This is a genomic window from Kribbella lupini (assembly GCF_039529595.1).
In the GTDB taxonomy this organism is placed as follows: Bacteria; Actinomycetota; Actinomycetes; order Propionibacteriales; family Kribbellaceae; genus Kribbella; species Kribbella lupini.
This window is the reverse complement of record NZ_BAAANC010000001.1, coordinates 709053-734872: the sequence shown is the minus strand read 5'-3', so window position 1 is coordinate 734872 and position 25820 is coordinate 709053. Positions and strand designations below refer to the sequence as shown.

Sequence of the window (25820 nt, the reverse complement as noted above, 5' to 3'; positions counted from 1 at the left end):
TGCACATCCAACGAACTGCGCCGGTAATTTCGCATGATGGGCAGTGACGTGTACCACGCGAGCCGGGGACGTCGGCGTGCGACGATGTTGACGTGACGACGATCGCAGACGGCCCGAAATCCCTTCCGCTGCTGTTCCTTGGCCGTGACACCGACCCGCACTCCGAGCGCGGCGTCGAGTGCCCGGGCGCGCTGCCGCCGGCCTCCGACCCGGACCTGGTCGAGCGGGCGCAGAAGGCCAAGGCCGCGCTCGGTGACCAGGTGTTCGTGCTCGGGCACCACTACCAGCGCGACGAGGTGATCCAGTTCGCGGACGTCACCGGTGACTCGTTCAAGCTCGCTCGCGACGCGGCGAACCGGCCGGACGCGCCGTACATCGTGTTCTGCGGTGTGCACTTCATGGCCGAGTCCGCCGACATCCTCACCCACGAGAACCAGACGGTGATCCTGCCCGACCTCGCGGCCGGCTGCTCGATGGCCGACATGGCGCGGATCCAGCAGGTCGAGGCGGCCTGGGACGCGCTCGCCGACGCGGGCGTCGCGGACGTCACCGTGCCGGTCACGTACATGAACTCCAGCGCCGACATCAAGGCGTTCTGCGGCCGCAACGGCGGAGCGGTCTGTACGTCGAGCAACGCCGACGTCGCGCTCGACTGGGCCTTCCAGCAGGGCGAGAAGGTGCTGTTCCTGCCCGACCAGCACCTCGGGCGGAACACCGCGGTGCTGAAGATGGGCATCAGCCTCGACGAGTGCGTCGTGTACGACCCGCACAAGCCGGGCGGCGGCCTGACCAAGCAGCAGCTCGCCGACGCGAAGATGATCCTGTGGCGCGGACACTGCTCGGTGCACGGGCGCTTCACGCCGGAGTCCGTCGACGACGTCCGCGCGCGCGTTCCCGGGGTGAAGGTGCTGGTGCACCCCGAGTGCCGCCACGAGGTCGTCACCAAGGCCGACCTGGTCGGCTCTACGGAGTACATCATCAAGGTCCTCGACGAGGCCGAGCCCGGTACGTCGTGGGCGGTGGGCACCGAACTGAACCTGGTCTCGCGCCTCGCCAAGCAGCACGCCGACAAGAACATCGTGTTCCTCGACAAGACCGTCTGCTACTGCGCCACGATGAACCGCATCGATCTCCCCCACTTCGTGTGGACCCTGGAGAACCTGGTCGCCGGCCACGTCGTCAACCCGATCAAGGTCGACGCCGACACCGAGCACTACGCCAAGATCGCCCTCGACCGCATGCTCGCGCTGCCGGGTAAAACCGCCCGGGACTGAGCAGTAGAAGAAGGCCCCGCACCGTGCTGGTGCGGGGCCTTCTTCTTTCGACAGACAGCTTCAGGAGGTCACCCGCGCGTCGGCGTACCACTCCGACAGCAACGCGGGGAGGCGGTCGGGGCCCCAGCGGTCGACTGGAGTGATGCGGCCCTTCAAAGACGCCAGGCCCTTGGCGAGTTCGCCTACGACGTCGCCGCGCCAGTTGACGGCGACGCCTTCGTCGGGGCCGACGATGACGGAGGGGCCGCCGCGGTCGACGCAGACGACGGGGCAGCCGCTGGCGAGGGCTTCGGTGACGGCCCAGCCGGCGGCCTCGCGGAGGGCGGGGGCCAGGAGGGCGTCGGCGCGGAGCAGGGCGGCGAGGACGTCCTCACGTGGGAGCTGTCCGGTGAACTCGACGCGGTCGCGGACGCCGAGCTGCTCGGCGAGACGCTCGGCGCGGCGCCAGTCGGGGCCGTCGCCGATGACGCGGAGCTCCCAGTTCGCGGCCTCCGGGCGGGCGAGGGCGCTGATCGCGAGCAGCAGGCCCTTCCACGGGATCAGGCGGCCGACGAACAGCGCCGTCTTCACGCCGGGTCCGCCGAACGGCTCGTACGGGCCGGAGGCGCTGGCGAACCGGCGGATCGCGACGTTCGGCTGGACGACGATCTCGCGCGCGTGCGGTCCGAAGACCTCGGCGACATCGTTGTTCTGGGCAATGACCAGGTCGGCGCGCTGGGCGAGCTGCCGGCCGATGAACTGCCGGGCCGTGCCGGTCCACGCGCGGCGGAACAGTTCGCCGACCAGGCCGCTCGATCCGAGCCAGTGCGCCATCGACAGCGGGACCGCCGTCGAGCCGCCGACCGGTCCCCAGATCACCTTCGCCGACGTACGCCGTACGACGCCCGCCGGCATCCAGTCGACCGCGAACGTCAGGTGGTGGATCACGTCGAAGTCGAGCTTGCGGTGCAGCCGCTCGGCGACCTGGCCGGCCTTGCGCTGCCACAACGGGTAGTACCAGTACACGTCCGCGCTCCGGCGGCGCAGCTTGAGCAGGAACTTCGGCAGCTCCAGCGGTACGACGGTCAGCCCCGGCACCGGCCGGATCGCGAGCTCTTCCTCGATCTCGTGCGCGAACTTGCCGCGGGTCAGCAACCACACGTCGTGGTCCCGTGCCGCCGCCTTGGCCCACGCCCAGCCGGCCCCGGGCTCGGACCCACCCTTGGGCCGGCACGCGTAAGCACTCACCAAGATCCGCCGTCGCGCCGGCACGCCGGCCGTGACTCCGCCGGCACCCGTCGCTGGCGAAGCCTCGCTCGCCCGCCCGATCCCAGCTCCCCCATCGGCCCCCGGGCCGGACTCCGCCCCCATTTCCGCGTCCTCCGCCGGCCCGGTCACAGCGTGCCCTCCAGCAGCCGGCGCAGGTCCGTGCTCGACGTCGACGCGGTGTACGGGAAGTAATGCACGCTGGCTCCGACCTCGCCGAGCAGCTTCTCCAGGCGCAGGCCCTTCTCGGTGCCCTTCCAGTCGTCGCCCTTGAACAGCACGTCGTACCGGAGTTGTTTCCACATCTCGAACTTGTCGCTGGACCAGTCGCTGACCACCTCGTCGACGATCCCGATCGCGCGGACGACCTCCATCCGCTCGTCGTGCGGTACGACGGGCGGCCGGCCCTTGATCTTGGCGACGACGTCGTCCTCGACCACGCCGGCGATCAGGTAGTCGCAGTGCTCGCTGGCGCGGCGCAGGATGTTCAGGTGCCCGATGTGGAACATGTCGTAGACCCCCGGGGCGTACCCCACGACGCCCATCAGGCCCGGACCTCCGCAGGCGACAGCGCCGCCATCTCCTGGTACCACTTGGCGATCGCCGCGAGCAGGAACAGCAGGTTGGCCAGCAGCATCAGCCCGTACAGGCCGACGAACAGCGTCGGCCAGCCGAAGGTGAGGAACACCAGGCAGAGGATCCCGTAGTCGGTCGGCGCGATCACCAGCGACTTCAGCACCGAGTCGCCGCGCACGTTCGCGGTCGGGGCGCCGTGCCGCCGGCGCAGCTGGTCGATCAGGATCAGGCCGAAGAACATCACCGCGGACACGCACAGGTAGGCCAGCGGGACCAGCAGCACCAATTCGTTGCTAAAGGCATCGAACCGGTAGAGCGAGATCAGCACCGCCGAGTGCAGCAGCGCGATCTTCACGCAGTCGATCATGTGGTCGAGCCACTCGCCGAGCGGCGATCCGCCACCACGCAGCCGGGCCAGCTGACCGTCGGCCGAGTCCAGCGCGTACCCGAGCACCAGCAGCGCCGTGACCGCCAGCGCCAGCGGCAAACTCGGCTCGACCACGGCAAGCAGCACGATCCCGACCAGCGAGCAGAAGCCGCTGGACAGGCTGACCTGGTTGGGCGTCCGGCCGAGCACGAACGCTCCGGCGGCCAGGTAGCGCCCGAGCTTGCGGTTGACGAACCGCGAGTACGCCGGGGTGCCGGCCGAGGGCTTCTGAGCGCGCGCGAGCCGGGCGACGGCGTCGCCGTACGAGCTCATGCGACGGAGCTGCGCGACTGCCGCTGGTCGATCGCGGCGCGCAGGATCTGGCTGCGGGACTCCCGACGACTCGGCAGCTCGCGGATCAGCTCGGCGGGAATCCCGTCCAGCTCGTCCGCGGCCAGCACACCGTCGGTCCCCTCAGCGGCGAACACGGTCCGTACCCCAGGCGCTGCCTCGATCAGCCAACCGGCTTCCTCTACCACGACGACCTCGTCCACGCAGCGCAGCTGCTCCAGGATCTGCCGGCGCTCGACCAGCGGGACGAACGGCCGCGCGCCCCAAGCCTCCGCGGCCCAGTCGTCGGTGAGCACACCGACCACGAGCCGGTCGCACTCCTGCTTGGCCTGCTCGAGCACGTCGAGGTGCCCGATGTGGAACAGGTCGAAGACCCCGGTCAGACAACCGATGCGCTGCGGCACCCTGCACTCCCCCACTGAGCCCCGGCGGGCTCTTCCCCTCCGACGTTCCCGAACGGGCCGGTACGCCGAGCTCCTGTGCAACGAACGACTGGCGAAAGCCCGGATCCCCGGTCCCCACCAGCTGTCGACGAGACCCCCCTCGCCTCGGCGCACTTTACACCGCGTGACCGTCGGTGCCCTAGCCGATCCGTCGCGCGCCGATCACTGCCCCGGCAGGTACCCAGGGGGCAGGCGGTCCGGTCAACGGCCGGCCGCGTGCCGCGCGATCGCATCGGCGTAGATCCTCTCCGTGGCCGCCAGGTCCCGCTCCGGGGTGAAGCGCTCCAGATACACCTGACGGGCTCGCTCGCCGCAGGTTACCGAAGTGACCGGATCAGTGAGCAACCGCAGTGCCTTCCGCAGCGATTCCGGGTCACCCGGCTCGGCCAGCGCGCCGGTCTCGCCGTCGTCCACGAGCTCGGCGAGCGCGCCGATCCGGGACGCGACGACCGGTACGCCGTGCGCGTACGCCTCCACCACGACCAGGCCGAACGTCTCGTACGAACGAGCCGGTACGACGACCACGCGCGCCGTCCGGACGATCTCCATGCTCTGCGTCCACGGGAGCGCCCCGAGCACCCGCACGGACGGGTCGGACGCGGCCCGGGCGTCGGCGGCGGCCCGTAACGGCCCGTCGCCGACGACGACCAGCTGACCCAGCGAGGAGTCCCAGGCCTCGAGCAGGTCGGCGAACCCCTTGTCCTCGGTCAGCCGGCCGACGAAGACGACGGCTTCACCCGCACCGGCGCGGACCTGGCCGGAGATCGGGACGGCATGCGGCTTGACGACGATCTTCGCGGCGGGGAACCCGCCGGCGACGTACCGCGAGCGCACGAACTCCGAGGGCGCGATCAGCGTCGTGACGTACCGCTGCCAGGTGTGCAGGGCCTGGTGCGCGGCGATCCCGGCGACCAGCGGAAGGCTCTGCACGGCCGACTCGCGGTAGCAGCCGTGCACCACGCCGCGCCACGGGATCTTGCCGATGCAGGACTCGCACGGACCGCCGTCGCGCTGCAGCACGGCGTTCGCGCACATCAGCCGGAAGTTGTGGAGCGTCGCGACGACCGGGACGCCGGCCCGGCGGGCGGCCCGGAGCACCGAGGGGCTCCACAACGGAAAGGTGTTGTGGACATGCACGATGTCCGGACGCTGTTCCTGTAAGCGGAAGGTCAAATCGCGTTCGGCCGAGAATGACCATATGGAGCGGAACGGTAACAGTGCGCGATCTTTCGACGGCAAGTGCGCGATCGAGTCGCTGTGCTGCTCGTACAGCTCGACGGTATGTCCGGAGCTACGCAAGTAATCAGCCGTTTGATCGACGACGGTGTTCTCGCCACTGGGTTGACCCGAACGATAACGGTTGTGCAACATGGCGACCCGCATGGCACCACCTTAGAGGTTCGCGGTGGTGACAACTGGTTCGTGAGGCCGCATCTCGGGGAGTTTCACCGCGCGCCGATTACCCGGAGGATGCTTTGAGAAGGACGTCGCCCAAGCGGGTGCTGTTCGTAGGTGTCATCGCGAGTGCGATCGCCGTCGTTACAGTCGCCTATCCCGTGGTCTCCCACCAGAAGAACGCGGCCAACGCCGGAAAGTCACGGACCACCGATCGAGACGCCGCGGCCGGCACCGGAATCCTTCCGTCGTCGCGGCCGACCTGGAAGCCGACGAGGCCCGGTACGACGACGCCGCCGCCGGGCACGGTGACGAGCAAGCCGCCGACCGTCGCGCCGACGACGACGCCGTCGAAGCCTGCGGATCCCACCAGCAAGCCGACCTCCCCCGAGCCGCCGGAGCCGACCAAGACGGTCGTCGTCCCCGGCAACAGCACCGCCGGACCGGCGTACGCGGGTCCTTGCACCGGGGTCGCGATCAAGCCGGGCCAGAACGCCCAGTCCGTCGTCAACGCGCACCCGGCCGGTACGACGTTCTGCTTCACCGCCGGACTGCACCGGATCACCTCGACGATCCGGCCCAAGGCCGACCAGACGATCGCCAGCGACGACCGCGCGGTCCTGACCGGCTCCGTGCCGCTGACCAGCTGGGCCCGCTCCGGCGCGACCTGGGTGACTCGTGGCGCCCTGCCGGCGGCGTACGGGAAGGCCGGTCAGTGCGAGGACAACACGGCGAACATCTGCAGCCTGCGTGAGCAGGTCTACCTGGGCGGCGCGCACCTGACCCGGGTCGCCTCGCTCGCCGCGGTCAAGGCCGGCACGTTCTACGCCGACTACGCCGCCAACGCGATCTACGTCGGCAGCGACCCGGCCGGCCAAGCGGTCGAAATGGCGAAGACGTCGACCGCGATCGAGTCGAACCAGCCCGGTGTCACCGTCCGCGGGCTGACCATCGAGCACTTCGCCAGCGCCGCTCAGGCCGGCGCGCTGGTCTCCGGCCCTGGCTGGACGGTGAAGGCGAACGAGGTCCGCTGGAACAAGTCGGTCGGGCTGATGCTGGTGAAGGCCAACGGCGCCCGGATCGAGCGGAACCTGGTGCACCACAACGGCCAGCTCGGCCTCGGCCAGTACAACTCGCTGCAGGCGAACGTCACCTCGAACGTGATCAGCCAGAACAACACCGACGGCTTCTGGATCGCCGACTGGGAGTCCGGCGGGATGAAGTCGACCCGCTCGTCCGGCACGGTCAGCGGCAACCTGATCCAGGCCAACAAGGGCGTCGGGATGTGGGCCGACGTCGCCGACGACGGCCGGGTGATCAGCGGCAACAAGATCGTCGCCAACGCCGCCGACGGGATCCGGTTCGAGATCAGCCGCAACGGCACGATCGAGAACAACACGATCACCGGCAACGGCTTCGGCACCGGGCGCGGCTCCGGGACGTCGCTGTGGGACGGCGGCGGGATCAACGTGAACACCTCGTCGAACGTGACGGTGCGCAACAACGTGGTCAGCGGCAACGTGAACGGCATCTCGATCCAGTCCCGGACCCGGGGCGACGGGCCGTGGGGCAAGTACCTGCTGCGCGCTGTCAAGGTCACCGGCAACACGGTGCAGATGACCGGCGGGACGCAGGCGACCGGCATGGTGCAGAACTCCGGCGCCGAGGTGCCGGCCGGGCAGCTGGTGTTCAGCGGCAACCGCTACCAGCTCGACCGGCTCGCCGCGCAGCGGTTCGCCCGGTTCGGCACCAAGCTGACCGCCGAGGGCTGGCGCGCGGCCGGTCACGACACCAGCGGGACCTTCGTCACCAGTTGACGCAGCGTAGTCGCGCGGCGTGAGTTGGTTGCGCCGCGCAACCGAGTATGCGCCGCAGGCAACTTGTTAGGGGCAAAACGCAACAGAATGTGTTGACAAGGCCACGCGGGGTACTAGTCTGCCCAGGTAGTTGCACCGGGGGGTGCCGATGGACAGTCACGCCCCGGAGGCCCGAACACATGAACAAACCAGTGACGATTCTCGCCGCGACCACGCTCGGCACCCTGACGGTCGTCGCCGTCGTCGGTACGACGCTGCCGGCCGCCGCGTCACCGTTTCAGCCGTTCCCCACCACGGTTCCGGACCGCCGGCCCGAGCCGACCGGCTCGTCGGTGCCGCGGACAACGATCGCGACTCCCGCCGTACCGGCGCCCACGATCACGCTACCGACCATCACGCTCCCGACCATCACGCCGCCGGTGATCACGCCGCACGCGAGGCGGCCGTCGCCGCCGCCCCCGGTCCCGGACGCCACTTTCGCGGTGGGCCCGTCCCAGGCGCCTGCCTGCACCGGCGTCGTGGTGACGCCCGAGCAGAACGCGGCCGACGTGGTCGACGCGACCCCGGCCGGCAGCACCCTCTGCTTCGCCGCCGGCCTGCACCGGATCGACCGGATGCTCCAGCCGAAGGCCAAGCAGACCCTCGGCAGCGACCAGGGCGCCGTCCTGACCGGCTCCGTACCGCTGACCGGCTGGACCGCGAGCGGCGGCGACTGGACGGTCAAGGGGGTGCTCCCGAAGCCGTACGCGCAGATCGGGCAGTGCGAGGACAACGTCGCCAACATCTGCCACCTGCGCGAGCAGGTCTTTGTCAACGGCAAGCACCTGAAGCGGGTCGCGACCCGCGACAAGGTGGTGCCGGGCACCTTCTACGGCGACTACGCCGCGAACGCGGTGTGGATCGGTGACAACCCGGCCGGGAAGTCGGTCGAGATGTCCAAGACCGCGACCGCGATCGGCGGCGGGCAGGCGAACGTGACCGTGCGCGGCCTCACCGTCGAGCACTTCGCGTCCGCGCCGCAGGCGGGCGCCGTCGTACTGGGTGGTGGCTGGAACGTCTTCGCCAACGAGATCCGCTGGAACCACGCGGTCGGCGCGATGCTCGTCAACGCCGACGGCGCGCGGCTGGAGAAGAACCTGATCCGCTCCAACGGGCAGCTCGGGGCCGGCCAGTACAGCACCACGAACGGCACGATCGCGGCCAACGAGATCAGCCGCAACAACACCGACGGCTTCTGGATCGCCGACTGGGAGTCCGGCGGGATCAAGACCACCTGGTCCAACGGCGGCTCGGTCAGCGGCAACTTGATCAAGGCCAACCAGGGCGTCGGGCTGTGGAGCGACGCGTACGACGACGGGCGCACCTTCGCCGCCAACCGGATCGTCGACAACGCCGCCGACGGCATCCGGTACGAGATCGGCCGCAACGGCGTGATCGAGGACAACACGATCACCGGCAACGGCCTCGGCACCGGCCGCGGCTCCGGCCGGTCGCTGTGGGACGGCGGCGGGATCAACGTCAACACCTCGTCGAACGTGACGGTCCGCAACAACACGCTCGGCGGCAACGTCAACGGCATCTCGATCCAGTCCCGCACCCGCGGCAACGGGCCGTGGGGCAAGAACGTGCTGCGCGACGTCGTCGTCACCGGCAACAAGGTGACGATGAAGGGCGGCACCACCGCCACCGGCATGGTGCAGAACTCCGGTGCCGCGATCCCGGCCGGCGAGGTGACGCTCAAGGCCAACGAGTACTTCCTGGACAGCTTGTCCGCGGAGCGGTTCCAGAAGTTCGGTCAGTGGTTCACCGCCAAGGAGTGGCAGCAGGCCGGCTTCGATGCCGACAGCAACTTCCTCCTCGGCAAACGCCTCATCCGCTGAGTTCGGTGACGTGCCGGACCAGGAGGCTACGGAGGGTCTCGCTGGTCCGCAGGTCCGCAGGGAAGACGGTGTTGACCGCGAGCAGGGCGTCCACCAGCGCGGTGGGCGTTCCTGCGTTCGCGGTGGCTGCCTTGAGGCGTTCCGCCTGGGGGTCGTCGACCGTGGTGCTGCGGGCGACGTAGACCATCCAGGCGGCGACCGCGAGGGCGGCTGAGGCTGGTTCGGCGTTGGCATCGAGGCGGTCCTGGATGGTGCCGAGGAGGCGGACGGGGAGCTTGACCGAGCCGTCCATCGCGACCTGGGTGGTCTTGTGCTTCAGCGCCGGGTTGGCGAAGCGCTCGAGCACCGACTCGCCGTACGACGGGAGGTCGAGGCCGTCGGGTGGGGTGAGGGTGGGGATGACGTCGGTGCGGATGAGTTCGCGGGCGGCGGCGGCGAGCTCGTCGTCGCGGACGGCTTCGGCGATCGTCTCGTAGCCGCGGAGCGCGCCGAGGTACGCGAGCATCGAGTGGGTGGCGTTGAGCATCCGGAGCTTGGCCTGCTCCCAGGGGGCGACATCGTCCGTGAGGACGGCGCCGGCCGTGTGCCACGCGGGGCGGGCGCCGGCGAAGTGGTCCTCGATCACCCACTGCAGGAACGGCTCGGCGACCACCACCGCCTCGTCCCGTACGCCGAGCAGCCGCGCGGCCTCGTCGCGGTCGGCGTCGGTGGTCGCGGGGACGATCCGGTCGACCATGCTCGCCGGGAACGCCGCCGCGTCGAACTGCTCGCCGTGCAGGCCGGCCGCGTCGGCGTACTCGTGGACGAGCCGTTGGAGGAAGGGGCCGTTGGCAACGAGGTTGTCGCAGGAGAGGATCGTGAGCGGCTCGCCGGTACGGCGGGCGAGGCCGGCGGCGAGCTGGCCGACGACGGTCCGCGGCGGGCGCCCGGCGAGGTCGGCCTGGATCTCGGGGTCGGAGAGGTCGAGCCCTCCCCCGGATGCCGCGCGGTAGCCCTTCTCGGTGACGGTCAGCGTGACGACCGCCGTCCGGTCGTCGGCGATCCGCGCGACGACGGCGTCCGGGTCCTCGGGTGCGGTGAGCACCTCGCGGATGCTGCCGATCACCTCGATGGATTCTTCGTCGGTACCGCGGGTGAGGACGGAGTACAGGCCGTCCTGGGGGGCGAGTTGGTTCTTCACGGTCGCCGAGCGCTGGCTGATGCCGGAGATGCCCCAGCGGGTCTCACCGGTGAGCTGGGCTGCGCGTTCGGTGAACACCGCCTGGTGCGCGCGGTGGAACGCGCCGAGCCCGAGGTGAACGATGCCGACGGCAAGCTCTGCGGGATCGACGGCGGGCTTGGTGGGCAGGTTGCTCAGGCTCAGGCGGTTCATGCGGAGACCTCCGTGGTGGCGGTGGGGGCGCCCGAGGTGCTCGGGGTGGGCGGGGCTGCCGGGGTGGGCGGCTGGTTCTCGGGGGTGCTCATGCGGAGACCTCCGTGGTGGCGGCGTGGGTCTGGGTTTGGGCGAGGGTGGGGACGTGGCCGGTGCCGCCCAGGCCGCCGACCGACAGCGAGGCGGCGGCTACGCCGAGGCGGACGGCGGTGAGGAGGTCGTCGCCGAGCGCGAGGCGGGCGGTGACGGTGCCGGCGAAGGAGTCGCCCGCGCCGGTCTGGTCGACGACGCTCGGGGCGGGGACGACGGGGATCTCGGTGAGGCGGCCGGCGTCGTCGAGGAGGATGCCGTCCTCGCCGCGGGTCAGGGCCACGGCTTCGATGCCGAGGCCGCGGAGCGTCGTACAGGCTGCTGCCGGGTCGTCGGTGTCGGCGACGAGTTGAGCTTCGCGGGGCCAGCCGGGGGTGATCAGGCGCGTGTACGGCGCGATGGCGCGCAGGTGGTCGGCGGCGCCGGCGGCGGAGACCAGGCGCGGGCGCCAGTTCGGGTCGTACACGAAGCACTTGCTGTGCTGCGCGGCGACGCGGACGGCCTTCGCGGACAGCGGGGAGATGGCGCAGGCGATGCCGCTGGCCAGTACGGCGCCGACCTCGGCGACCAGGTCGAGCGGTACATCGCCGGGGCCGAGGCCGGAGCCGGCGCTTCCCCGCCGTACGTAGGTGAACTCGCGGGCGCCGGACGGGTCGGCGTGCTGGAGGTAGAGGCCGTGCTGGCCCTCCACCCGTTTGACCAGGGAGGTGTCGATGCCGAGGGCAACCACCCGGTCGAGCAGGCGGTCACCCAGCTCGTCGTCGGGGACGCGGGCCAGGAGCGCGGTCCTGGCGCCGGCCGCCGCGGACGCGGCCGCCGCGTTGAGGGCGTCGCCGGAGAAGTTGAGCGTCAGACTCGTGCCCGCGTCGAGCGGCTCGGTCGAGCTGAGCTCGACGAGGATCTCGCCCAGGACGAGCACATCAGGCATCACCATCAGAAGAACCTCCAAGGGCGGGTCGGGGGCTGAGGCCGGTGACCATGCGGCCGGGAAGGCTTGATGGGGCCGAGGCACGCTGCGGCCGGAGATGCGGTGGTGGGGTGGGCACTGGCTCCATCCCATGGAGGTGGGCTCGTGCACCCCGAGAGCCGATGGTGACTCCAGTTGCTCGCGCGCCGACCGACCGGGTGCACCGGGCTGAGCCAGGCAGCACCAGCGGCGCCGGGATGGTGCGGGCTGAGCCAGGCAGCATCAGCGGGGCCGGAAGGGTGCGGGGTGAGCCGGAGAGCGCTGGCTGGGCTGGGCGGGTGCGGCGGGCTGGTCGGCTCGGCGCCGGGATCATCGGGGGGCCTCGGTGGTGGAGGCTCGGACTAGCAGGTCGCCGGGGAGGATCCGGCGTTCGGGGGTGGTGGCTGGGTTGTCTAGGAGGGTGAGGAGGAGTTCCACCGCCAGGCGGCCGGCCTGTTGTTTGGGGAGGCGGATGGTGGTGAGGGCGGGGTGGGACATGGCGGACATGGCGATGTCGTCGATGCCGACCACGCTGAGGCGGGTGGGGACGGGGATGTTGCGGGCGTGGAGGCGGGCCAGGAGGCCGATCGCTACCAGGTCGTTGTAGGCGATGACGGCGGTGGCGCCGGTGGCGACGACCTGGTCGGCGGCGGCCATGCCTCCGTCGTAGTGCGGGGGGAAATGACCGACCTCGACGAGGTCGACGCCGTGGGCGGCGCTGGCTTGGGAGAGGCCCTGGCCTCGCTGGTCGCTGGACCAGGAGGCCGCCGGGCCGCCTACCCAGGCGATGCGGCGGTGGCCCAGGGCGGCGAGGTGGGCTACGGCTTGGCGCATGCCGTCCTCGTGGTCGAAGACGACGGCGGGGAGGTCGTCGACGAGGCGGTTGAGCAGTACGACGGTGGTGTCGGCGGCGATCGCCTTCAGGTCCTCGGCCTCGGCTCTTGGTGAGCACAGGATGAGGCCGTCGACCTGCTTGGCGAGTGCGCGGACCAGGTCCATCTCGGCGGCGACGTCCTCGTCGGTGTCGGCGACGAACACCGCGACGTCGGCGGCTCGGGCGCGCGCCTGCACGCCTTTGACGACGCTCGGGAAGAACGGGTTCGCAAGGTCGGGCAGGACGAGACCGATGTTGCCGGTCCGGCCGGTAATCAGGCCGCGGGCCGCCTTGTTCGGCTCGTAGCCGAGTGAGTCAGCCGCCGAACGCACCCGGGCGCGGGTCGTTGGGTTGACGAGGTCGGGCAGCGACAACGCGCGCGAGACGGTCGAGGTCGAGACCCCGGCCAACCGCGCGACATCGCGAAGTGTTGCCGCCACATCCACCTCCCCGCTCACAACCCGAAACCACTGGACACTGCTTCAGCTCCGACCCAGGTCCTACGGCTGGCCGCCGCGGTGTCGCCGGGGCACGTCCCTGGAACGTCCCGCCGCTGCCGGCGGAGGAAGTGCACGCGGAGCCTCCATGGTGTGAAGCCGCAGCCTTCGCCCTGGAAACCGACGCCCGCACCTCCACGGCGCCAAGCCGCAACCTTCGCCCTGGAAACCGACGCCCGCACCTCCACGGCGCCAAGCCGCAACCTCCGCCCTGGAAACCGACGCCCGCACCTCCACGGCGCCAAGCCGCAACCTCCGCCCTGAAAGCCGACGCCCGCACCTCCACGGCGCCAAGCCGCAACCTCCGCCCTGGAAACCGACGCCCGCACCTCCACGGCGTGAAGCCGCAACCTCCGCCCTGGAAACCGACGCCCGCACCTCCACGGCGTGAAGCCGCAACCTCCGCCCTGAAAGCCGACGCCCGCACCTCCACGGCGCCAAGCCGCAACCTTCGCCCTGGAAACCGACGCCCGCACCTCCACGGCGCCAAGCCGCAACCTCCGCCCTGGAAACCGACGCCCGCACCTCCACGGCGTGAAGCCGCAAGCTCCGTGTCGGAGTCTGCAATCGGTTGCAACCTGCTGTCAACAACCTCTGCTCTTGTGCTTCCCAAAGGCTGCTGCAATCCTTTGCAGTGCTGTTGCAGACGACGTACTGGAGGACGACATGCCGAAGGCCTTGCAGCCTCATCCGGATCGGGCGTTGCCGGCTGGGGAGGCGCGTGAACTGGCGCGCCGGATCCATGCCTCGACGAAGGATCTGCCGCTGCTCTGCCTGCACGGGCACGTCGACGCGAACCTGTTCGCGAGTGACGAGCCGTTCGGGGACCCGGCCGAGCTGCTCGTCGTACCGGACCACTACGTCACCCGCATGCTGATCTCGCAGGGCGTCTCCCCCGACCGCCTCGGGCTGCCGCGGCGCGACGGGACGACGACGGCCGAGCCGCGGGAGATCTGGCGGGAGTTCTGCTCGCACTGGCACCTGTTCGCCGGTACGCCGAGCCGGTACTGGCTCGAGCACGAGTTCGCCGAGGTGCTCGGGCTGACGGTGCACCCGTCGGCCGAGACCGCCGACCTCCTGTACGACGAGATCGCGGCGCGGCTCGCGCAGCCGGAGTTCCGGCCGCGGGCGCTGCTCGACACGTTCAACATCGAACTGCTGTCGACCACCGACGCCGCGACCGACGACCTGGCTCCGCACGCGAAGATCGCCGCCGACCTGCCGGGCCGGATCGTGCCGACGCTGCGGCCGGACGCCGTCGTGCACATCGACCGGCCGGGCTGGAGCGACCTGATCGCCCTGCTCGGCGAGCGTGCCGGGACCGACACCACGTCGTACGCCGGGTACCTGGACGCGCTGAAGCAGCGTCGCCAGACCTTCATCGCGGCGGGCGCTCGCGCGACCGACCACGGGCACTTCAGCGCGGCCGCCACTCCCCTCAGCGACGCCGAGGCCGAGCGGATCTACGCCGACGCCCTGCACGGCCGGACCACGCCCGAGGACGCGGCGGCGTTCGCGGGCAACATGTTGTTCCAGATGGCCGCGATGTCCGCCGAGGACGGCCTGGTGATGCAGCTGCACCCCGGCGTACTGCGCGACCACCACCCGGGCATCCACGCGACGTACGGGCCGGACCAGGGCCACGACATCCCGGTGGCGACGGAGTTCACGCAGTCGCTGCGGCCGGTGCTGGAGCGGTTCGGGCACGCCGAGGGGTTCCGGATGGTGCTGTTCACCGTCGACGAGACCGCGTACTCGCGGGAGCTGGCGCCGCTGGCCGGTGTGTACCCGAGTGTTCGGCTGGGCGCGCCCTGGTGGTTCCTGGACAGCCCGGACGGGATGCGGCGCTTCCGCGAGCTGGTGACCGAGACGGCCGGCTTCTACAACACGTCCGGCTTCGTCGACGACACCCGCGCGTTCCTGTCGATCCCGGCCCGGCACGACCTGGCCCGGCGCATCGACGCGGGGTACCTGGCGAGTCTGGTCGTCCAGCACCGCCTGGACGAGGACGACGCGTTCCAGGTCGCGCAGGACCTGGCGTACAACCTGGCCCGTACGACGTACCTCAGCTAAGGCGAGGGGCCGGGAGACGCGCCCTGGCACTACAGTTGGGCGACTTGCCGCTGTGGGGTTGTTGGGGGATGGATGAAGCGCGCTGCCGGGATCGCACTGGCGCTGGTACTACTGGCCGGTTGCACTGACACGGCGCCGGAGGCCGAGCCGGCTCCTGAGGCGCCGGCGCTCCCGGCGGCGGCCACTACCAAGCTGGGGCCGACAGGGCCCGGTACGGCGGGTGCCTGCGACGGCGTGAGGATCGCGCCGGGGCAGGACCCGCAGCAAGTGATCGACCAGCACCCGCCCGGTACGACGTTCTGCTTCGGCAAGGGGCTGCACCGGATCGCCCGGGCGATCCGGCCGACCGAGGGGTCCACGCTGGCCGGCGAGCAGGGCACGGTGCTGACCGGCTCGGTCACGCTGAACACCTGGCAGCGCGACGGGCAGCAATGGGTGGTCCGCGGCGCGCTGCCCCCGGCGTACAAGCTGAAGGGCAAGTGCGAGGACGAGCGGACCAACCCGTGCCAGCGCGGTGAGCAGGTGTTCGTCGACGGGAAGCATCTGACGCGGGTGATGAGCCTTGCGGCGCTGAAGCCTGGAACGTTCTTCGGCGACTACACGGCGAACGCGGTGTACGTCACGGACGATCCGGCCGGGCACGAGGTCGAGATGTCGAGGACCGAGACGGCGATCGAGAAGTCCGCGGCGAAGGTGACGGTGCGGGGGCTGACTGTCGAGCACTTCGCGAGCCGGCCGCAGGGTGGGGCCGTGCAGGTCGGCACCGACTGGACGGTCGAGGCCAACGAGGTCCGGTGGAACCACGCGGTCGGGATCATGGTGATCGAGGGCGACCGGGCCGTCGTACGGCGGAACACCGTCGCCGACAACGGGCAGCTCGGGATCGGGCAGTTCCGGTCGGCCGAAGGGCGGATCGTCGAGAACCTGATCACGCGCAACAACACCGACGGGTTCTGGATCGCGGACTGGGAGTCCGGCGGGATCAAGGCGACGCGGTCGTCGGGTGAGGTGTCGGGCAACGACATCGTCGCCAACCGTGGGATCGGGATGTGGAGCGACATCGCGGAGTACGACCGGCGGATCAGCGCGAACCGGATCCGCGACAACGCCGCGGACGGGATCCGGTACGAGATCAGCTACACCGGGGTGATCGACGGGAATGTTGTCGAGAGCAACGGGTTTGGGACCGGGCGGGGGTCGGGGCCGAGTCTGTGGGACGGGGGTGGGATCAACGTGAACACGTCGTCGGACGTGAAGGTGGTCGGCAATCTGGTGCGGGCCAACCGGAACGGGATCTCGATCCAGTCGCGGACGCGGGGTGAGGGTCCGCGGGGGCGGTATGTGCTGCGGGATGTGCTGGTGGAGGGGAACCAGGTGGTGATGGACGGGGAGACTGCTTCGACTGGGGTCGTGGAGAACAAGGACTCGCCTGCGCCGGAGTCGGTTGAGTTCCGGCGGAACAGCTACCGGATTGGTGATCGGGGGGCTCAGCGGTTTGCGTACAAGGGGGCGCCGATGACTTGGCAGGAGTGGCAGGCGGCGGGCTTCGATCGGGACAGCAGTAGTAGCTGAAACCTAGGTTGTGCGTTCCTGGGCTGTGGTGGCGGCCAGGGTGCCGAGGAGTTTCAGGGCTTCGGCGGAGGGTGAGGCCGGTTCGGCGTGGTAGACGACGAGTTCTTGGCCGGGGGCCGAGCGGACGTCGAAGGCTTGCATACGCAGCGTCAGCTCGCCGACTGACGGGTGGTGGAAGCGCTTGGTTTCCAGGGACTTGCCGCGGGCGTCCTGGCGTTGCCAGATCCGGGTGAACTCCTCGCTGCCGGCCAGGAACTCGTTGAGGACCGCGCGGATGCGCGGGTCGTCCGGGGCTTCGCCGTGGCCCAGGCGGAAGCCGGCTACCGAGTTGGCGGCGACGGTCGGCCAGTCCGCGTAGAAGGAGCGGGCCTGCGGGTCCAGGAAGACGAGCAGCATCAGGTTGCGCGAGAACGTGTACTCGCCGAACAGCGCGTCGGCGATCCGGTTGCTCGCCAGTACGTCGTACGCGCGGTTGTAGACCAGCGCCGGGTTGTCCGGCCAGGCGTCCATCAGCTGCAGCAGGCCTGGGTCCACGCGGTCCGTGACGGTAGCCGAGCGAGGACGCGGCGCCAGCCCGGCCAGCCGGAACAGGTGAAGCCGGCCGTCGTCGTCCAGCCGGAGCGCGACCGCCAGGGCGTCGAGGACTTGGGCGGAGGGGTTGCGCTCGCGGCCCTGCTCCAGCCGGACGTAGTAGTCGACGCTCATCCCGGCCAGCATGCTGACCTCCTCGCGCCGGAGGCCTTCCACCCGTCGGAGCCCGGTCGACGGGAGTCCGGCGGACGCCGGTGAGACCAGCGCGCGTCTGCTGCGCAGGTAGTCGCCGAGCGGTCTGCTGCTCATGTCCGCCAGCTTAGGAGGCGCGTGGGGGTCGTGCCTGGTAGCAGTGCTCCCAGGATCCCCGCGGTCTCCCGGGGCGGCTACTGGGCGACCGAGCATCGCTGGAGAACATCCAGCGATCCAGGAGGAACACGATGAGCACCATCTCAGGCCCGGCGAGCAGTGCGGCCGACAACGCGACCAGCAGCACGGCCGACGGTGCCGGCGGCAGCACGGCCGACGGTGCCGGCGGCAGCACGGCCGACGGTGCCGGCGGCAGCACGGCCGACGGTGCCGGCGGCAGCACGGCCGACGGTGCCGGCGGCAGTACGGCGAGCAGCGCGGTCGGCGGCACGGCGGGCAGCACGGTCGGCGGCACGGCGGGCAGCCCGGCTGGTAGTGCGATTGGCGGTGCCGCCGGCAGTACGGCAGGCAGCACGGCCGGTAGTGCGGCCGGTATGGCACGGTCGGCGGAGCCGAAGGTCGTCCTGGTCACCGGCGCCAGCAGTGGGATCGGCGCGGCGGTCGCCGAGCACCTGGCCGGCCTCGGGCACCACGTCGTCGCCGGGGCGCGCAGGATCGACCGGATCACCGAACTGGTGGACCGCGTCCGCGCTGCGGGCGGCAGCATCACCGGGCGGGCGCTCGACGTGACCGACCGGGCGGGTGTCGAGGCGTTCGTCGAGGCGGCGGTTACGGCGTACGGGCGGGTCGACGTACTGGTGAACAACGCCGGCGTGATGCCGCTGTCCCGGCTGGACCGGCTGCTGGTGGACGAGTGGGACCGGATGATCGACGTCAACGTCCGCGGGCTGCTGCACGGGATCGCCGCCGCGCTGCCGGTCTTCGAGCGCCAGGGCGGCGGGCACTTCGTCACCGTCGCGTCGATCGGGGCGCACGAGGTGAGCGAGACCGCGGCCGTGTACTGCGGGACCAAGTACGCCGCGTGGGCGATCACCGAGGGACTGCGGCTGGAGGTGGACCCGGCGATCCGGGTGACCACCATCTCCCCCGGTGTCGTCGAGTCCGAACTGGCCGGCAGCATCTCCGACCCCGGTGCTCGAGAGCTGATGGCCGGCTACCGGGCCGAGGCGATCCCCCCTGTCGCCGTCGCGGAGGCGATTGCGTACGCCGTCACGCAACCGTCAGCAGTCGACGTCAACGAGATCGTCCTCCGACCGGCCCGCCAGCGCTGAGGTGGGAGGACCTGCAGTGAGGCGCTCACCGCAGGGGTGGTCTGACGGGCTTCGTAGCGTCTGGTGGCTTGTTGGGGAGCAGTACGGGGAGCGGCGCGTCGGGTCTTCGTTGGAGGGCGGCTCTTGATCTCTCGCGGAGGCGGTCGGAGTCGCAGACTGCGGCGGCTACCAGGAGGTGGAGGGTCATCGAGCTGAGGTCGGAGAGGCCGCTTTCGTTGAGGGAGGCGACGGAGACGTAGCCGAGGAGGAGGGCGCCGCAGGCTTTGACGTACGGGGTGGGGGCTCGGAGGACCGAGACCCAGGCGACGATCATCGCGATGCCTACGATGACGACGGCGAGCAGGCCGGTTTCCCAGTAGAGGCCTAGCCAGCTGTTGTCGATGGCCATGACGTCGATGTCGCCTTCGCCTCGGCGGAGGAGGACGCGTTTGTTGCCCAGGCCGTGGCCGATGATGGCGGTCTGGAGGGAGACCTCCTCGTCCAGGACGTACTGCCAGCTGGTGGTCCGGCCGCTCAGGGAGCTGATCTGCTGGGTGCCCTGGCCGCGGAGGAGCCAGGTGTGCAGGGTCGGGATCAACAGGAAGCCGATGCCGACGATGCCGGGGACGGCCAGCGCGGCGATGCGGCCGAACCACGTCTTGCGGGTCAGCAGGAGGGCGAGGAAGAGGCCGAAGGCGATCGCGGCGGCCGCGGTCCGGGTGCGGCTGAGGGCGACCAGCACCATTCCCAGCCCGATCATCGCGCCGGCCGGCAGCACTGCCAGCTTCCGCGCGAGCAGCGCGATCACCGCCAGGCCGAGCAGCAGGGCGCCGACCTCGCCGACGCGCGGCGGCAGCATTGGGATGAGCACGCCCTGCAGGCGGAAGCCGGTACCGAACGAGCTGAGCGGCCGCCACGCCTGCTCCGGCGCGTACAGGAGGCTGAGCACGATGGTCCCGGCCAGGAGCAGGTGCGCCCACAGGTGCGCGCGGATCAGCCGTTCCGGCGTCTGGATCAGCGGGCGCCAGAGCATCAGGAACAGCACGAGCCCGATCAGCAGCCGGGCCAGTCGCAGCAGGGGGCCGAGCGGGTCGGCCAGCAGGAAGACCGTGGCCGTCGCGAACAGCACGTACACGACGTACAGGTTGGTGGCGGGGCTGATCCGGGTCCGGAAGCCCGGCTTGGTCGCCGCGAGCACGATCAGGAAGATCGCCCCGAGCAGGACGCCCTTCATCAGGCTGTTGGTCGAGCCGGTCGTGCCCTGCGGTGAGGCCGCCCGCGACGACCACGGCTGGACGCCGAGCACCAGCAGGCACCAGAGGACCAGCCACAGCAGCGGAGCCTTGGTGCTCTGCTCCGTGCTGGTGGTCCCCGGCACGGGTGGCGCCGTCAACGTCATCAGAAGCGGGTCAGCGGATCGGCAGCGCGGACGTACTGCGGTCGGCGGGCTTGTAGTTCAGTGGGATGCCCAACGTCTCGTCGTGCGGCGAAGCACCGACCAGTACGACGCCCAGCACGGGCGCGCCGGCGAACGCCAGCGCCGACGTCAGCCGGCTGACATCGGTGTCCTTGTCGTGCCCGACCTGTACGACGAGCACCGACGCGTCCACCGCGGCCGCCAGCGGCGTGATCCCGTGCCGCCCCACCGAAGCCGGACCGTGGATGACCACCGAGTACCCCGGCGGCAGGTCGGCCACGATGCCCGGCACCAGCGACGGCCCGACGGCCAGCGCGGTCTCGTCCTTGGCCAGTCCCGGCGGCAGCACGTACAGGTCGGCGACCGTGCCCGGACGGAACAGCTTGCGCGCCCGGACCGCCCGGGTGGGAGCAGGCTCGCTCACCAGGTCGGTCAGGCCCTCGTGGTCGGTGACGTGGGACAGCACCGGCGCACCGGTGAGGTCGGCCATCACCAGCAGCGTCTCCCGGCCGTCGCGCGCACCGGCCTCGGCCATCGCCAGCGCGATACCTGCCGAGTTCGGCGTGGGTGAGGCGGAGACGACCAGCAGTGCGGCGGCGCCGCTCGTGCCGGCTCCGTGCGGGTTGATCTCGCGGCGAGCGAGTGCGCCACTGGCCTCGGCGCCGAGCGCTGTCAGCTCGGACGGTGGCAGCTGCGGGGCCGCGCGGGACCAGAACCGCCGACGGCCGACCGACGCCGTGATGACCGGGGCCTTGGCGGCGTTGGCCGCCTGGTCCCGGGTCAGCACGAACGGGCTGAGGTGCGTGCTGAGCAGGGCCAGACCGAAGCCGAGCACCAGGCCGAGGATCGCGCCGACGACGATGTCGCGCAGCACCTTGGGCGACGACATCGCGGTGTCCTTGGTGGCCGGCGTGACGAGCTCGCTGCCGGAGCCCACGCCGGACAGCGCCTTGCGCATCGCGGCGGCCTCGTCGGCGGCCTGACGGGCCTCGGTGGCCAGCCCGACCCGCTGGTCACGCAGCGCGGCGGCGGTCTGCGTGTCGTTCCGGGCGAGGGCCTCGGAGATCTGGGCGACCAGGCTGCGCGACTGCGCCGTCGCGGTCTTCGACCGGTCCTGCGCCTGGCCGGCCAGCGTGGTGAGCAGGCCCTTCGCCTCGGTCGTGCGCTGGGCCAGGTAGACCCGGGCGATCGCGTTCGCCCGGCGTACGGCCTCTTCGGAGGTCGGGCCGTCGGTGGTGATCAGGTACGCGTTGTCGGTGACGGCCTTGACCCGGGTCACGGTGGCCAGCGACTGCACGGCGTCGTCGTCGGTCGGCAGATCCAGGGACTTGGCCACCTCGCGCAGCAGCGCGGGGCTCGCGATCACCCGGGCCTGGGTCTCGGCCGGCAGGTCCATGCCGAGCGGGCCGGTCTTGTCGGTGCCGCTGGGCAGCTTGCCGACCAGGGCGGGCGGGACGGCCGGGCCGACGACGATCTGGCTGGACGCGGTCCAGCGCTCGGTCTGGGACAGCGAGTAGAAGGACGCGCCGACGATGCCCAGCAGGATGCAACCGACGATCAGCCACTTGTGCCGTAGCAGGGCCTGGGCGGTGTCGCGCCAGACCACTGTTCCCGGTTCCATCCGGTCCCCCACTTTCGTCGCTCGCGGTGCACAGGATACCGGGAGTTCACCCTCCCACGGCCCGGATGCCCTACTCTCGTCCTCGGGGGTCCGGGGACCAGTAGTTCACACAGCGCCGTCGTCGTACGGCGTACATGTCCGAGGGGGGACACGCACGATGAAGAAGAGATGGCTGTTCGCGCGCCTGGGAGTCGTAGGCGCGCTGGTCGCGGGGGTGCTGGCGCCGACGCCGGCCCAGAGCATCAGCGCGTCGCTGTCGGCCGAGCACAGCCCCGTCTGGCAGACCAACGCCAGCGTCCAGGGCCTGGTCGTCGCGGGCGGCAAGGCGTACGCCGGTGGCCGGTTCACCAGCGTCCGCCCGCCGGGCTCGCCGCTGGGCACCAACGAGGTGGGGCAGGCCTACCTGGCCGCCTTCGACAGCACCACGGGTGACCTGGTCACCGCGTTCAACCCGGTCCTGAACGGCCAGGTGTACGCCGTCGCGGCGTCGGCCGACGGCTCCCGCATCTACGTGGGTGGCGACTTCACCCAGGTCAACGGCGTGACCCGCAACCGGATCGCCGCCTTCGACACCGCCACCGGCGCGCTGGTGGCCAACTGGAAGCCCTCGGTCTCGTACCGGGTCAAGACCATCGCGGTCTCCGGCGGCACCGTGTACTTCGGCGGCTCGTTCGGCCTGGTCAACAACATCGAGCGGCTCCGGCTCGCCGCGGTCACCGCGGACCTCGGCACGCTGTTGCCCTGGGCCCCCGCGGTGAACGGCGACGTGTACGCCGTGGACGCGGCCGACGACGGCTCGAAGGTGTACGCCGGTGGCCAGTTCAGCACCGTCAACGGCACCACCCAGAACACCGTCTCGAGCCTGGACCCGGCCACCGGTGCCGTGCTGCCCTTCCCGGCCGCCTCAGCGGTCCCGCCGCCGAACGGCTCCTGCACCACCCGGGTGAAGTCGATCGACGCCAGCGGCGACAAGGTCTACTTCGGCAACGGCGGTGACGGCGGCGGCTGCTTCGACGGCACCTGGGCCGCGGACGTCCCGACCGGCGCGCTGGTCTGGAAGAACCAGTGCCTGGGCGCGACCGAGGCGGTCAAGGTCGTCAACGGCTGGCTCTACAAGGGCTCGCACGCCCACGACTGCGCCTACAACGGCGCCGGCGGTTTCCCGCAGGGCTTCGGCTACCGGTTCCTGCTGACCCAGTCGCTCGGCGACGGCACGCTCGGCCCCTGGTTCCCGAACACCAACGCAGGTCCGCCCACCGAGGTCGGCCCGCTGGCGTTCGCGACCGGCGGCTCGGACCTGTGGGTCGGCGGCGACTTCACCACCAGCAACGGCATCGGCCAGCAGGGCCTGACCCGGTTCACCAACGCGGGTCCGGGCGCGGCTCCGGCCAAGCCGGCCAAGCTCACGCCGTACAGCGTCCAGCCGGGTCAGGTCGAGATCCACTTCCCGACCGTGGTCGACAACGACGACAGCACGCTGACGTACCGGCTGCTGAAGGGCTTCAGCAACACCACGATCGCGACCTGGACCGCCACGTCGACGCCGTGGAACAAGCCGTGGCTGCACTACACCGACACGGCAGTGACGCCGGGCGAGGTGACCAACTACCGGGTCGAGGTGACCGACGGTACGACGACGCTGCGCGGCAACTACTCCGACCCGATCACGGTCGCGAGCACCGCGTCGACGGCGTACGACCAGCTGATCGGGGCCGATGGACCGCAGGCGTACTGGCGCCTCGGTGAGGCCGCCGGCACCACCACGTCGGTGGACTCGTCCGGTCAGAGCAACAACGGCACGTACACCGGCATGACGCTCGGCGCCACCGGCGCGATCGCCGGCAACACCGCGGCGACGACCAGCTCGAGCACCGGCCGGATGGTCGGCGAGAAGGCGTACAGCATGCCGCAGGAGTTCACCGTCGAGGCCTGGGTGAAGCAGAGCCTGCTGCGCGGCGGCCGGATCGTCGGCTTCGGCAACTCCAAGACCGGGAACAGCGCCGACGGCGGCGACCGGATGCTCTACATGCGCTCCAACGGCGCGATCACGTTCGGCGTCAACGACGGCAGCCGGCGGACCCTGACCAGCGCGTCGAACCAGAACAACAGCCAGTGGCACCACGTCGTCGGCACCTACGACGACGGAGACATGCGGCTGTACGTCGACGGCGTGTTGGCGGGCAGCCAGACCGTCGGCCAGGCCGCGCTGTACTACGGTTGGTGGCGGGTCGGATACGACAGCACCGGCAACTGGTCCGGCGGTGGTGCGACCCAGACCGGCATGGCGATCGACGAGGCGGCGGTGTACCCGTACGCGCTGGACGCCGCGCGGGTCCAGGCGCATTTCAACGCACGCTGAGCGGACGGTCGGCCTGCTATAGCACAACGTCATAACGCTGCTGGGAGGTCGGCTTCCGGCCGGTCTCCCGGCAGCGCTAGATTTCGCGTGCTGATACAGACAGGCCCGCCCGCTTTCTGAGGACATCGATGAAGAAGTTAGTTCTGGTACTAGTCACCGTCGGGGCCGTCCTGGCCGCGGCGCTGATCCCGGCCGGCCCACCGGTGGTGGCCGCCGCGCCGGGCTTCGGCACGGCCGTCTCCGCGCTGCGGCAGAGCACCTGGCAGACCAACGCGCCGGTGAACGCGATCGCCATCGCGGGGGACAACGTGTTCGTGGGGGGACTTTTCACCAGGGTCCGGCCGCCGGGCAAACCGGCCGGGACGGGCGAGGCGGCCCGGACGTACCTGGCCGCCTTCAGCCGGACCAGCGGTAACGCCGGCGGTTTCGCGCCGAAGCTGAACGGCCCGGTGTGGAGCATCGCCGCCTCCTCGGACAAGAAGTGGATCGTGGTCGGTGGGGATTTCACCACGGTCAACGGCCAGCCGCGGAACCGGATCGCGATGTTCAACGCCGCCACCGGCGCGCTGAGCAGCTTCCGGCCGTCGGTCAACTACCGCGTCAAGGCGGTCGCGATCTACGGCAACAGCGTCTTCATCGGTGGCTCCTTCGGCCGGGTGTCCGGCGTGGAGCGCAACCGGCTGGCCGCGCTCGCGCTGAACAGCGGCGCGCTGCTGCCGTGGAACCCCGACGCCGACGACGACGTGTACGCGATCGACGTCGCCGACAACGGCACCAAGGTGTACGCCGGCGGACCGTTCACCACCGTGCACAACCAGCACCACAACACGCTGGTCTCGCTGAACAACAGCACCGGCGTCCCGATCGCGATGACCGCCGAGGCGTACATCCCCGAGCCGACCAGCAAGTGCGTCACCCGGGTCAAGGACATCGACACCTACGGGTCGAAGGTGTTCGTCTCCAACGGCGGTGACGGCTCCGGCTGCTACGACGGCATCCTGGCCGCGGACGTGGCGACCGGCAAGCTGCTGTGGCAGAGCAAGTGCCTGGGCGCGACCGAGGCGGTCAAGGCGATCGGCAACTGGCTCTACAAGGGTTCGCACGCGCACAACTGCAGCGCGGACGACCCGTCGTACTTCAAGGACGGCTCGGGGACGCACTACCTGCTCGCGCACTCCGGGGTGACCGGCAAGCTCGGTCCCTGGTTCCCCAACACCGACGCCGACCCGAACAGCGCGACCAAGGTCGGCCCGCTGGCGATGGACGCCACCGGCACCGATCTGTGGGTCGGCGGCGACTTCCTCAAGGTGAACGGGGTCGGCCAGCAGGGCGTCACCCGCTTCACCAACGCGATCGGCGGCGCCAAGTCTCCGGCCCCGGCCGCGCCCCTGGCCAACAGCCCGGTCGCGAACAAGGTCGGCCTGTCCTTCAAGACCGTCGTCGACCCGGACAACATCACGCTGACCTACAAGGTCTACCAGGGCACCCGGCTGGTCGGCACCTGGAACCGCAACACCTACAACTGGCAGGCCGCGCAGCTCGTCACCTACACCGACACCGGGGTGAAGACGGGCCAGCAGGTCAACTACCGCGTCGAGGTCCTCGACGGCCGCAACGTCGTCAAGTCCGCGAACTCGGTCACGGTGACCGTGAAGTGACG

At 70.6% G+C, this 25820-nt stretch carries 19 protein-coding genes; 8 read left to right on the top strand and 11 right to left on the bottom strand.

From position 1 onward, the window contains the following. Positions 1-92: 92 nt before the first annotated feature. Complete coding sequence (nadA, locus tag ABD235_RS03325; RefSeq protein ID WP_344169117.1) at positions 93-1274, top strand: quinolinate synthase NadA; 1182 nt, start codon at positions 93-95, stop codon at positions 1272-1274. Between the two features lie 60 nt (positions 1275-1334). On the opposite strand, the gene ABD235_RS03320 is transcribed toward nadA, so the two are convergent. From ABD235_RS03320 to ABD235_RS03300, 5 genes are all read right to left on the bottom strand, one after another. Next, a complete protein-coding gene (locus tag ABD235_RS03320) occupies positions 1335-2501 on the bottom strand; it encodes a glycosyltransferase family 1 protein (RefSeq protein WP_344169114.1) in 1167 nt (388 codons plus the stop codon). A gap of 146 nt (positions 2502-2647) precedes the next feature. Beyond that, entirely contained in the window at positions 2648-3064 is a 417-nt protein-coding gene (locus ABD235_RS03315) for an FAD synthase family protein (protein ID WP_344169111.1), read from the bottom strand. Beyond that, a complete protein-coding gene (locus ABD235_RS03310; RefSeq protein ID WP_344169108.1) occupies positions 3064-3795 on the bottom strand; it encodes a CDP-alcohol phosphatidyltransferase family protein in 732 nt (243 codons plus the stop codon). The genes ABD235_RS03315 and ABD235_RS03310 overlap by 1 nt, the downstream gene beginning before the upstream one ends. Continuing rightward, positions 3792-4217 (bottom strand): adenylyltransferase/cytidyltransferase family protein, encoded by a 426-nt coding sequence (locus ABD235_RS03305; protein ID WP_344169105.1) that lies wholly within the window; start codon positions 4215-4217, stop codon positions 3792-3794. Before ABD235_RS03305 ends, ABD235_RS03310 begins: the two co-directional genes overlap by 4 nt. 240 nt (positions 4218-4457) lie before the next feature. Next, entirely contained in the window at positions 4458-5627 is a 1170-nt protein-coding gene (locus ABD235_RS03300; protein ID WP_344173640.1) for a glycosyltransferase, read from the bottom strand. A 128-nt stretch (positions 5628-5755) separates the two neighbouring features. On the opposite strand from ABD235_RS03300, the gene ABD235_RS03295 reads away from it, so the two are divergent. After that, complete coding sequence (locus ABD235_RS03295) at positions 5756-7468, top strand: right-handed parallel beta-helix repeat-containing protein (RefSeq protein ID WP_344169102.1); 1713 nt, start codon at positions 5756-5758, stop codon at positions 7466-7468. Between the two features lie 179 nt (positions 7469-7647). Continuing rightward, a complete protein-coding gene (locus tag ABD235_RS03290; protein ID WP_344169099.1) occupies positions 7648-9348 on the top strand; it encodes a right-handed parallel beta-helix repeat-containing protein in 1701 nt (566 codons plus the stop codon). Here the strand turns inward: ABD235_RS03290 and ABD235_RS03285 are convergent. The 3 genes from ABD235_RS03285 to ABD235_RS03275 form a co-directional block, all read right to left on the bottom strand. Next, entirely contained in the window at positions 9338-10720 is a 1383-nt protein-coding gene (locus tag ABD235_RS03285) for a mannitol dehydrogenase family protein (RefSeq protein ID WP_344169096.1), read from the bottom strand. The two genes, ABD235_RS03290 and ABD235_RS03285, sit on opposite strands and share 11 nt — an antisense overlap. A gap of 88 nt (positions 10721-10808) precedes the next feature. Further along, the gene (locus ABD235_RS03280; RefSeq protein WP_344169093.1) at positions 10809-11744 is read right to left on the bottom strand and encodes a sugar kinase; all 936 of its coding nucleotides are present in this window, start codon (positions 11742-11744) and stop codon (positions 10809-10811) included. A 342-nt stretch (positions 11745-12086) separates the two neighbouring features. Continuing rightward, positions 12087-13070: a LacI family DNA-binding transcriptional regulator gene (locus ABD235_RS03275; protein WP_344169089.1), complete on the bottom strand. Its 984-nt coding sequence runs from the start codon at positions 13068-13070 to the stop codon at positions 12087-12089. Positions 13071-13793: 723 nt separating this feature from the next. On the opposite strand from ABD235_RS03275, the gene uxaC reads away from it, so the two are divergent. Next, a complete protein-coding gene (gene uxaC, locus ABD235_RS03270; RefSeq protein WP_344169086.1) occupies positions 13794-15200 on the top strand; it encodes a glucuronate isomerase in 1407 nt (468 codons plus the stop codon). Positions 15201-15272: 72 nt separating this feature from the next. Continuing rightward, positions 15273-16772: a right-handed parallel beta-helix repeat-containing protein gene (locus ABD235_RS03265; protein WP_344169084.1), complete on the top strand. Its 1500-nt coding sequence runs from the start codon at positions 15273-15275 to the stop codon at positions 16770-16772. 3 nt (positions 16773-16775) lie between these two features. On the opposite strand, the gene ABD235_RS03260 is transcribed toward ABD235_RS03265, so the two are convergent. Then, positions 16776-17612, bottom strand: a complete 837-nt coding sequence (locus ABD235_RS03260; RefSeq protein WP_344169081.1) for a helix-turn-helix domain-containing protein — start codon at positions 17610-17612, stop codon at positions 16776-16778. A 131-nt stretch (positions 17613-17743) separates the two neighbouring features. Between ABD235_RS03260 and ABD235_RS03255 the strand changes: the two genes are divergently transcribed. After that, complete coding sequence (locus ABD235_RS03255; protein WP_425553060.1) at positions 17744-18784, top strand: SDR family oxidoreductase; 1041 nt, start codon at positions 17744-17746, stop codon at positions 18782-18784. A 25-nt stretch (positions 18785-18809) separates the two neighbouring features. Here the strand turns inward: ABD235_RS03255 and ABD235_RS03250 are convergent, their stop codons facing one another. Beyond that, a complete protein-coding gene (locus ABD235_RS03250; RefSeq protein WP_344169078.1) occupies positions 18810-20162 on the bottom strand; it encodes an O-antigen ligase family protein in 1353 nt (450 codons plus the stop codon). A gap of 10 nt (positions 20163-20172) precedes the next feature. Then, entirely contained in the window at positions 20173-21801 is a 1629-nt protein-coding gene (locus tag ABD235_RS03245; RefSeq protein WP_344169075.1) for a Wzz/FepE/Etk N-terminal domain-containing protein, read from the bottom strand. 157 nt (positions 21802-21958) lie between these two features. Here ABD235_RS03245 and ABD235_RS03240 point away from each other — a divergent pair, with 157 nt between their 5' ends. Further along, positions 21959-24160, top strand: coding sequence for a LamG-like jellyroll fold domain-containing protein (locus tag ABD235_RS03240; protein WP_344169072.1), 2202 nt, complete (start codon positions 21959-21961; stop codon positions 24158-24160). Between the two features lie 128 nt (positions 24161-24288). Further along, entirely contained in the window at positions 24289-25818 is a 1530-nt protein-coding gene (locus tag ABD235_RS03235) for a delta-60 repeat domain-containing protein (protein WP_344169069.1), read from the top strand. Positions 25819-25820 lie beyond the last annotated feature (2 nt).

Bases quoted from the DNA above. Each gene is read 5' to 3' on its own strand.
- ABD235_RS03255 (WP_425553060.1), top strand. From the start codon at position 17,744: ATGAGCACCATCTCAGGCCCGGCGAGCAGTGCGGCCGACAACGCGACC.
- ABD235_RS03285 (WP_344169096.1), bottom strand. From the start codon at position 10,720: ATGAACCGCCTGAGCCTGAGCAACCTGCCCACCAAGCCCGCCGTCGAT.
- ABD235_RS03300 (WP_344173640.1), bottom strand. From the start codon at position 5,627: ATGTTGCACAACCGTTATCGTTCGGGTCAACCCAGTGGCGAGAACACC.
- ABD235_RS03315 (WP_344169111.1), bottom strand. From the start codon at position 3,064: ATGGGCGTCGTGGGGTACGCCCCGGGGGTCTACGACATGTTCCACATC.
- ABD235_RS03240 (WP_344169072.1), top strand. From the start codon at position 21,959: ATGAAGAAGAGATGGCTGTTCGCGCGCCTGGGAGTCGTAGGCGCGCTG.
- ABD235_RS03290 (WP_344169099.1), top strand. From the start codon at position 7,648: ATGAACAAACCAGTGACGATTCTCGCCGCGACCACGCTCGGCACCCTG.
- ABD235_RS03280 (WP_344169093.1), bottom strand. From the start codon at position 11,744: ATGGTGATGCCTGATGTGCTCGTCCTGGGCGAGATCCTCGTCGAGCTC.
- ABD235_RS03235 (WP_344169069.1), top strand. From the start codon at position 24,289: ATGAAGAAGTTAGTTCTGGTACTAGTCACCGTCGGGGCCGTCCTGGCC.
- uxaC (WP_344169086.1), top strand. From the start codon at position 13,794: ATGCCGAAGGCCTTGCAGCCTCATCCGGATCGGGCGTTGCCGGCTGGG.
- ABD235_RS03245 (WP_344169075.1), bottom strand. From the start codon at position 21,801: ATGGAACCGGGAACAGTGGTCTGGCGCGACACCGCCCAGGCCCTGCTA.
- ABD235_RS03260 (WP_344169081.1), bottom strand. From the start codon at position 17,612: ATGAGCAGCAGACCGCTCGGCGACTACCTGCGCAGCAGACGCGCGCTG.
- ABD235_RS03250 (WP_344169078.1), bottom strand. From the start codon at position 20,162: ATGACGTTGACGGCGCCACCCGTGCCGGGGACCACCAGCACGGAGCAG.
- ABD235_RS03265 (WP_344169084.1), top strand. From the start codon at position 15,273: ATGAAGCGCGCTGCCGGGATCGCACTGGCGCTGGTACTACTGGCCGGT.
- ABD235_RS03310 (WP_344169108.1), bottom strand. From the start codon at position 3,795: ATGAGCTCGTACGGCGACGCCGTCGCCCGGCTCGCGCGCGCTCAGAAG.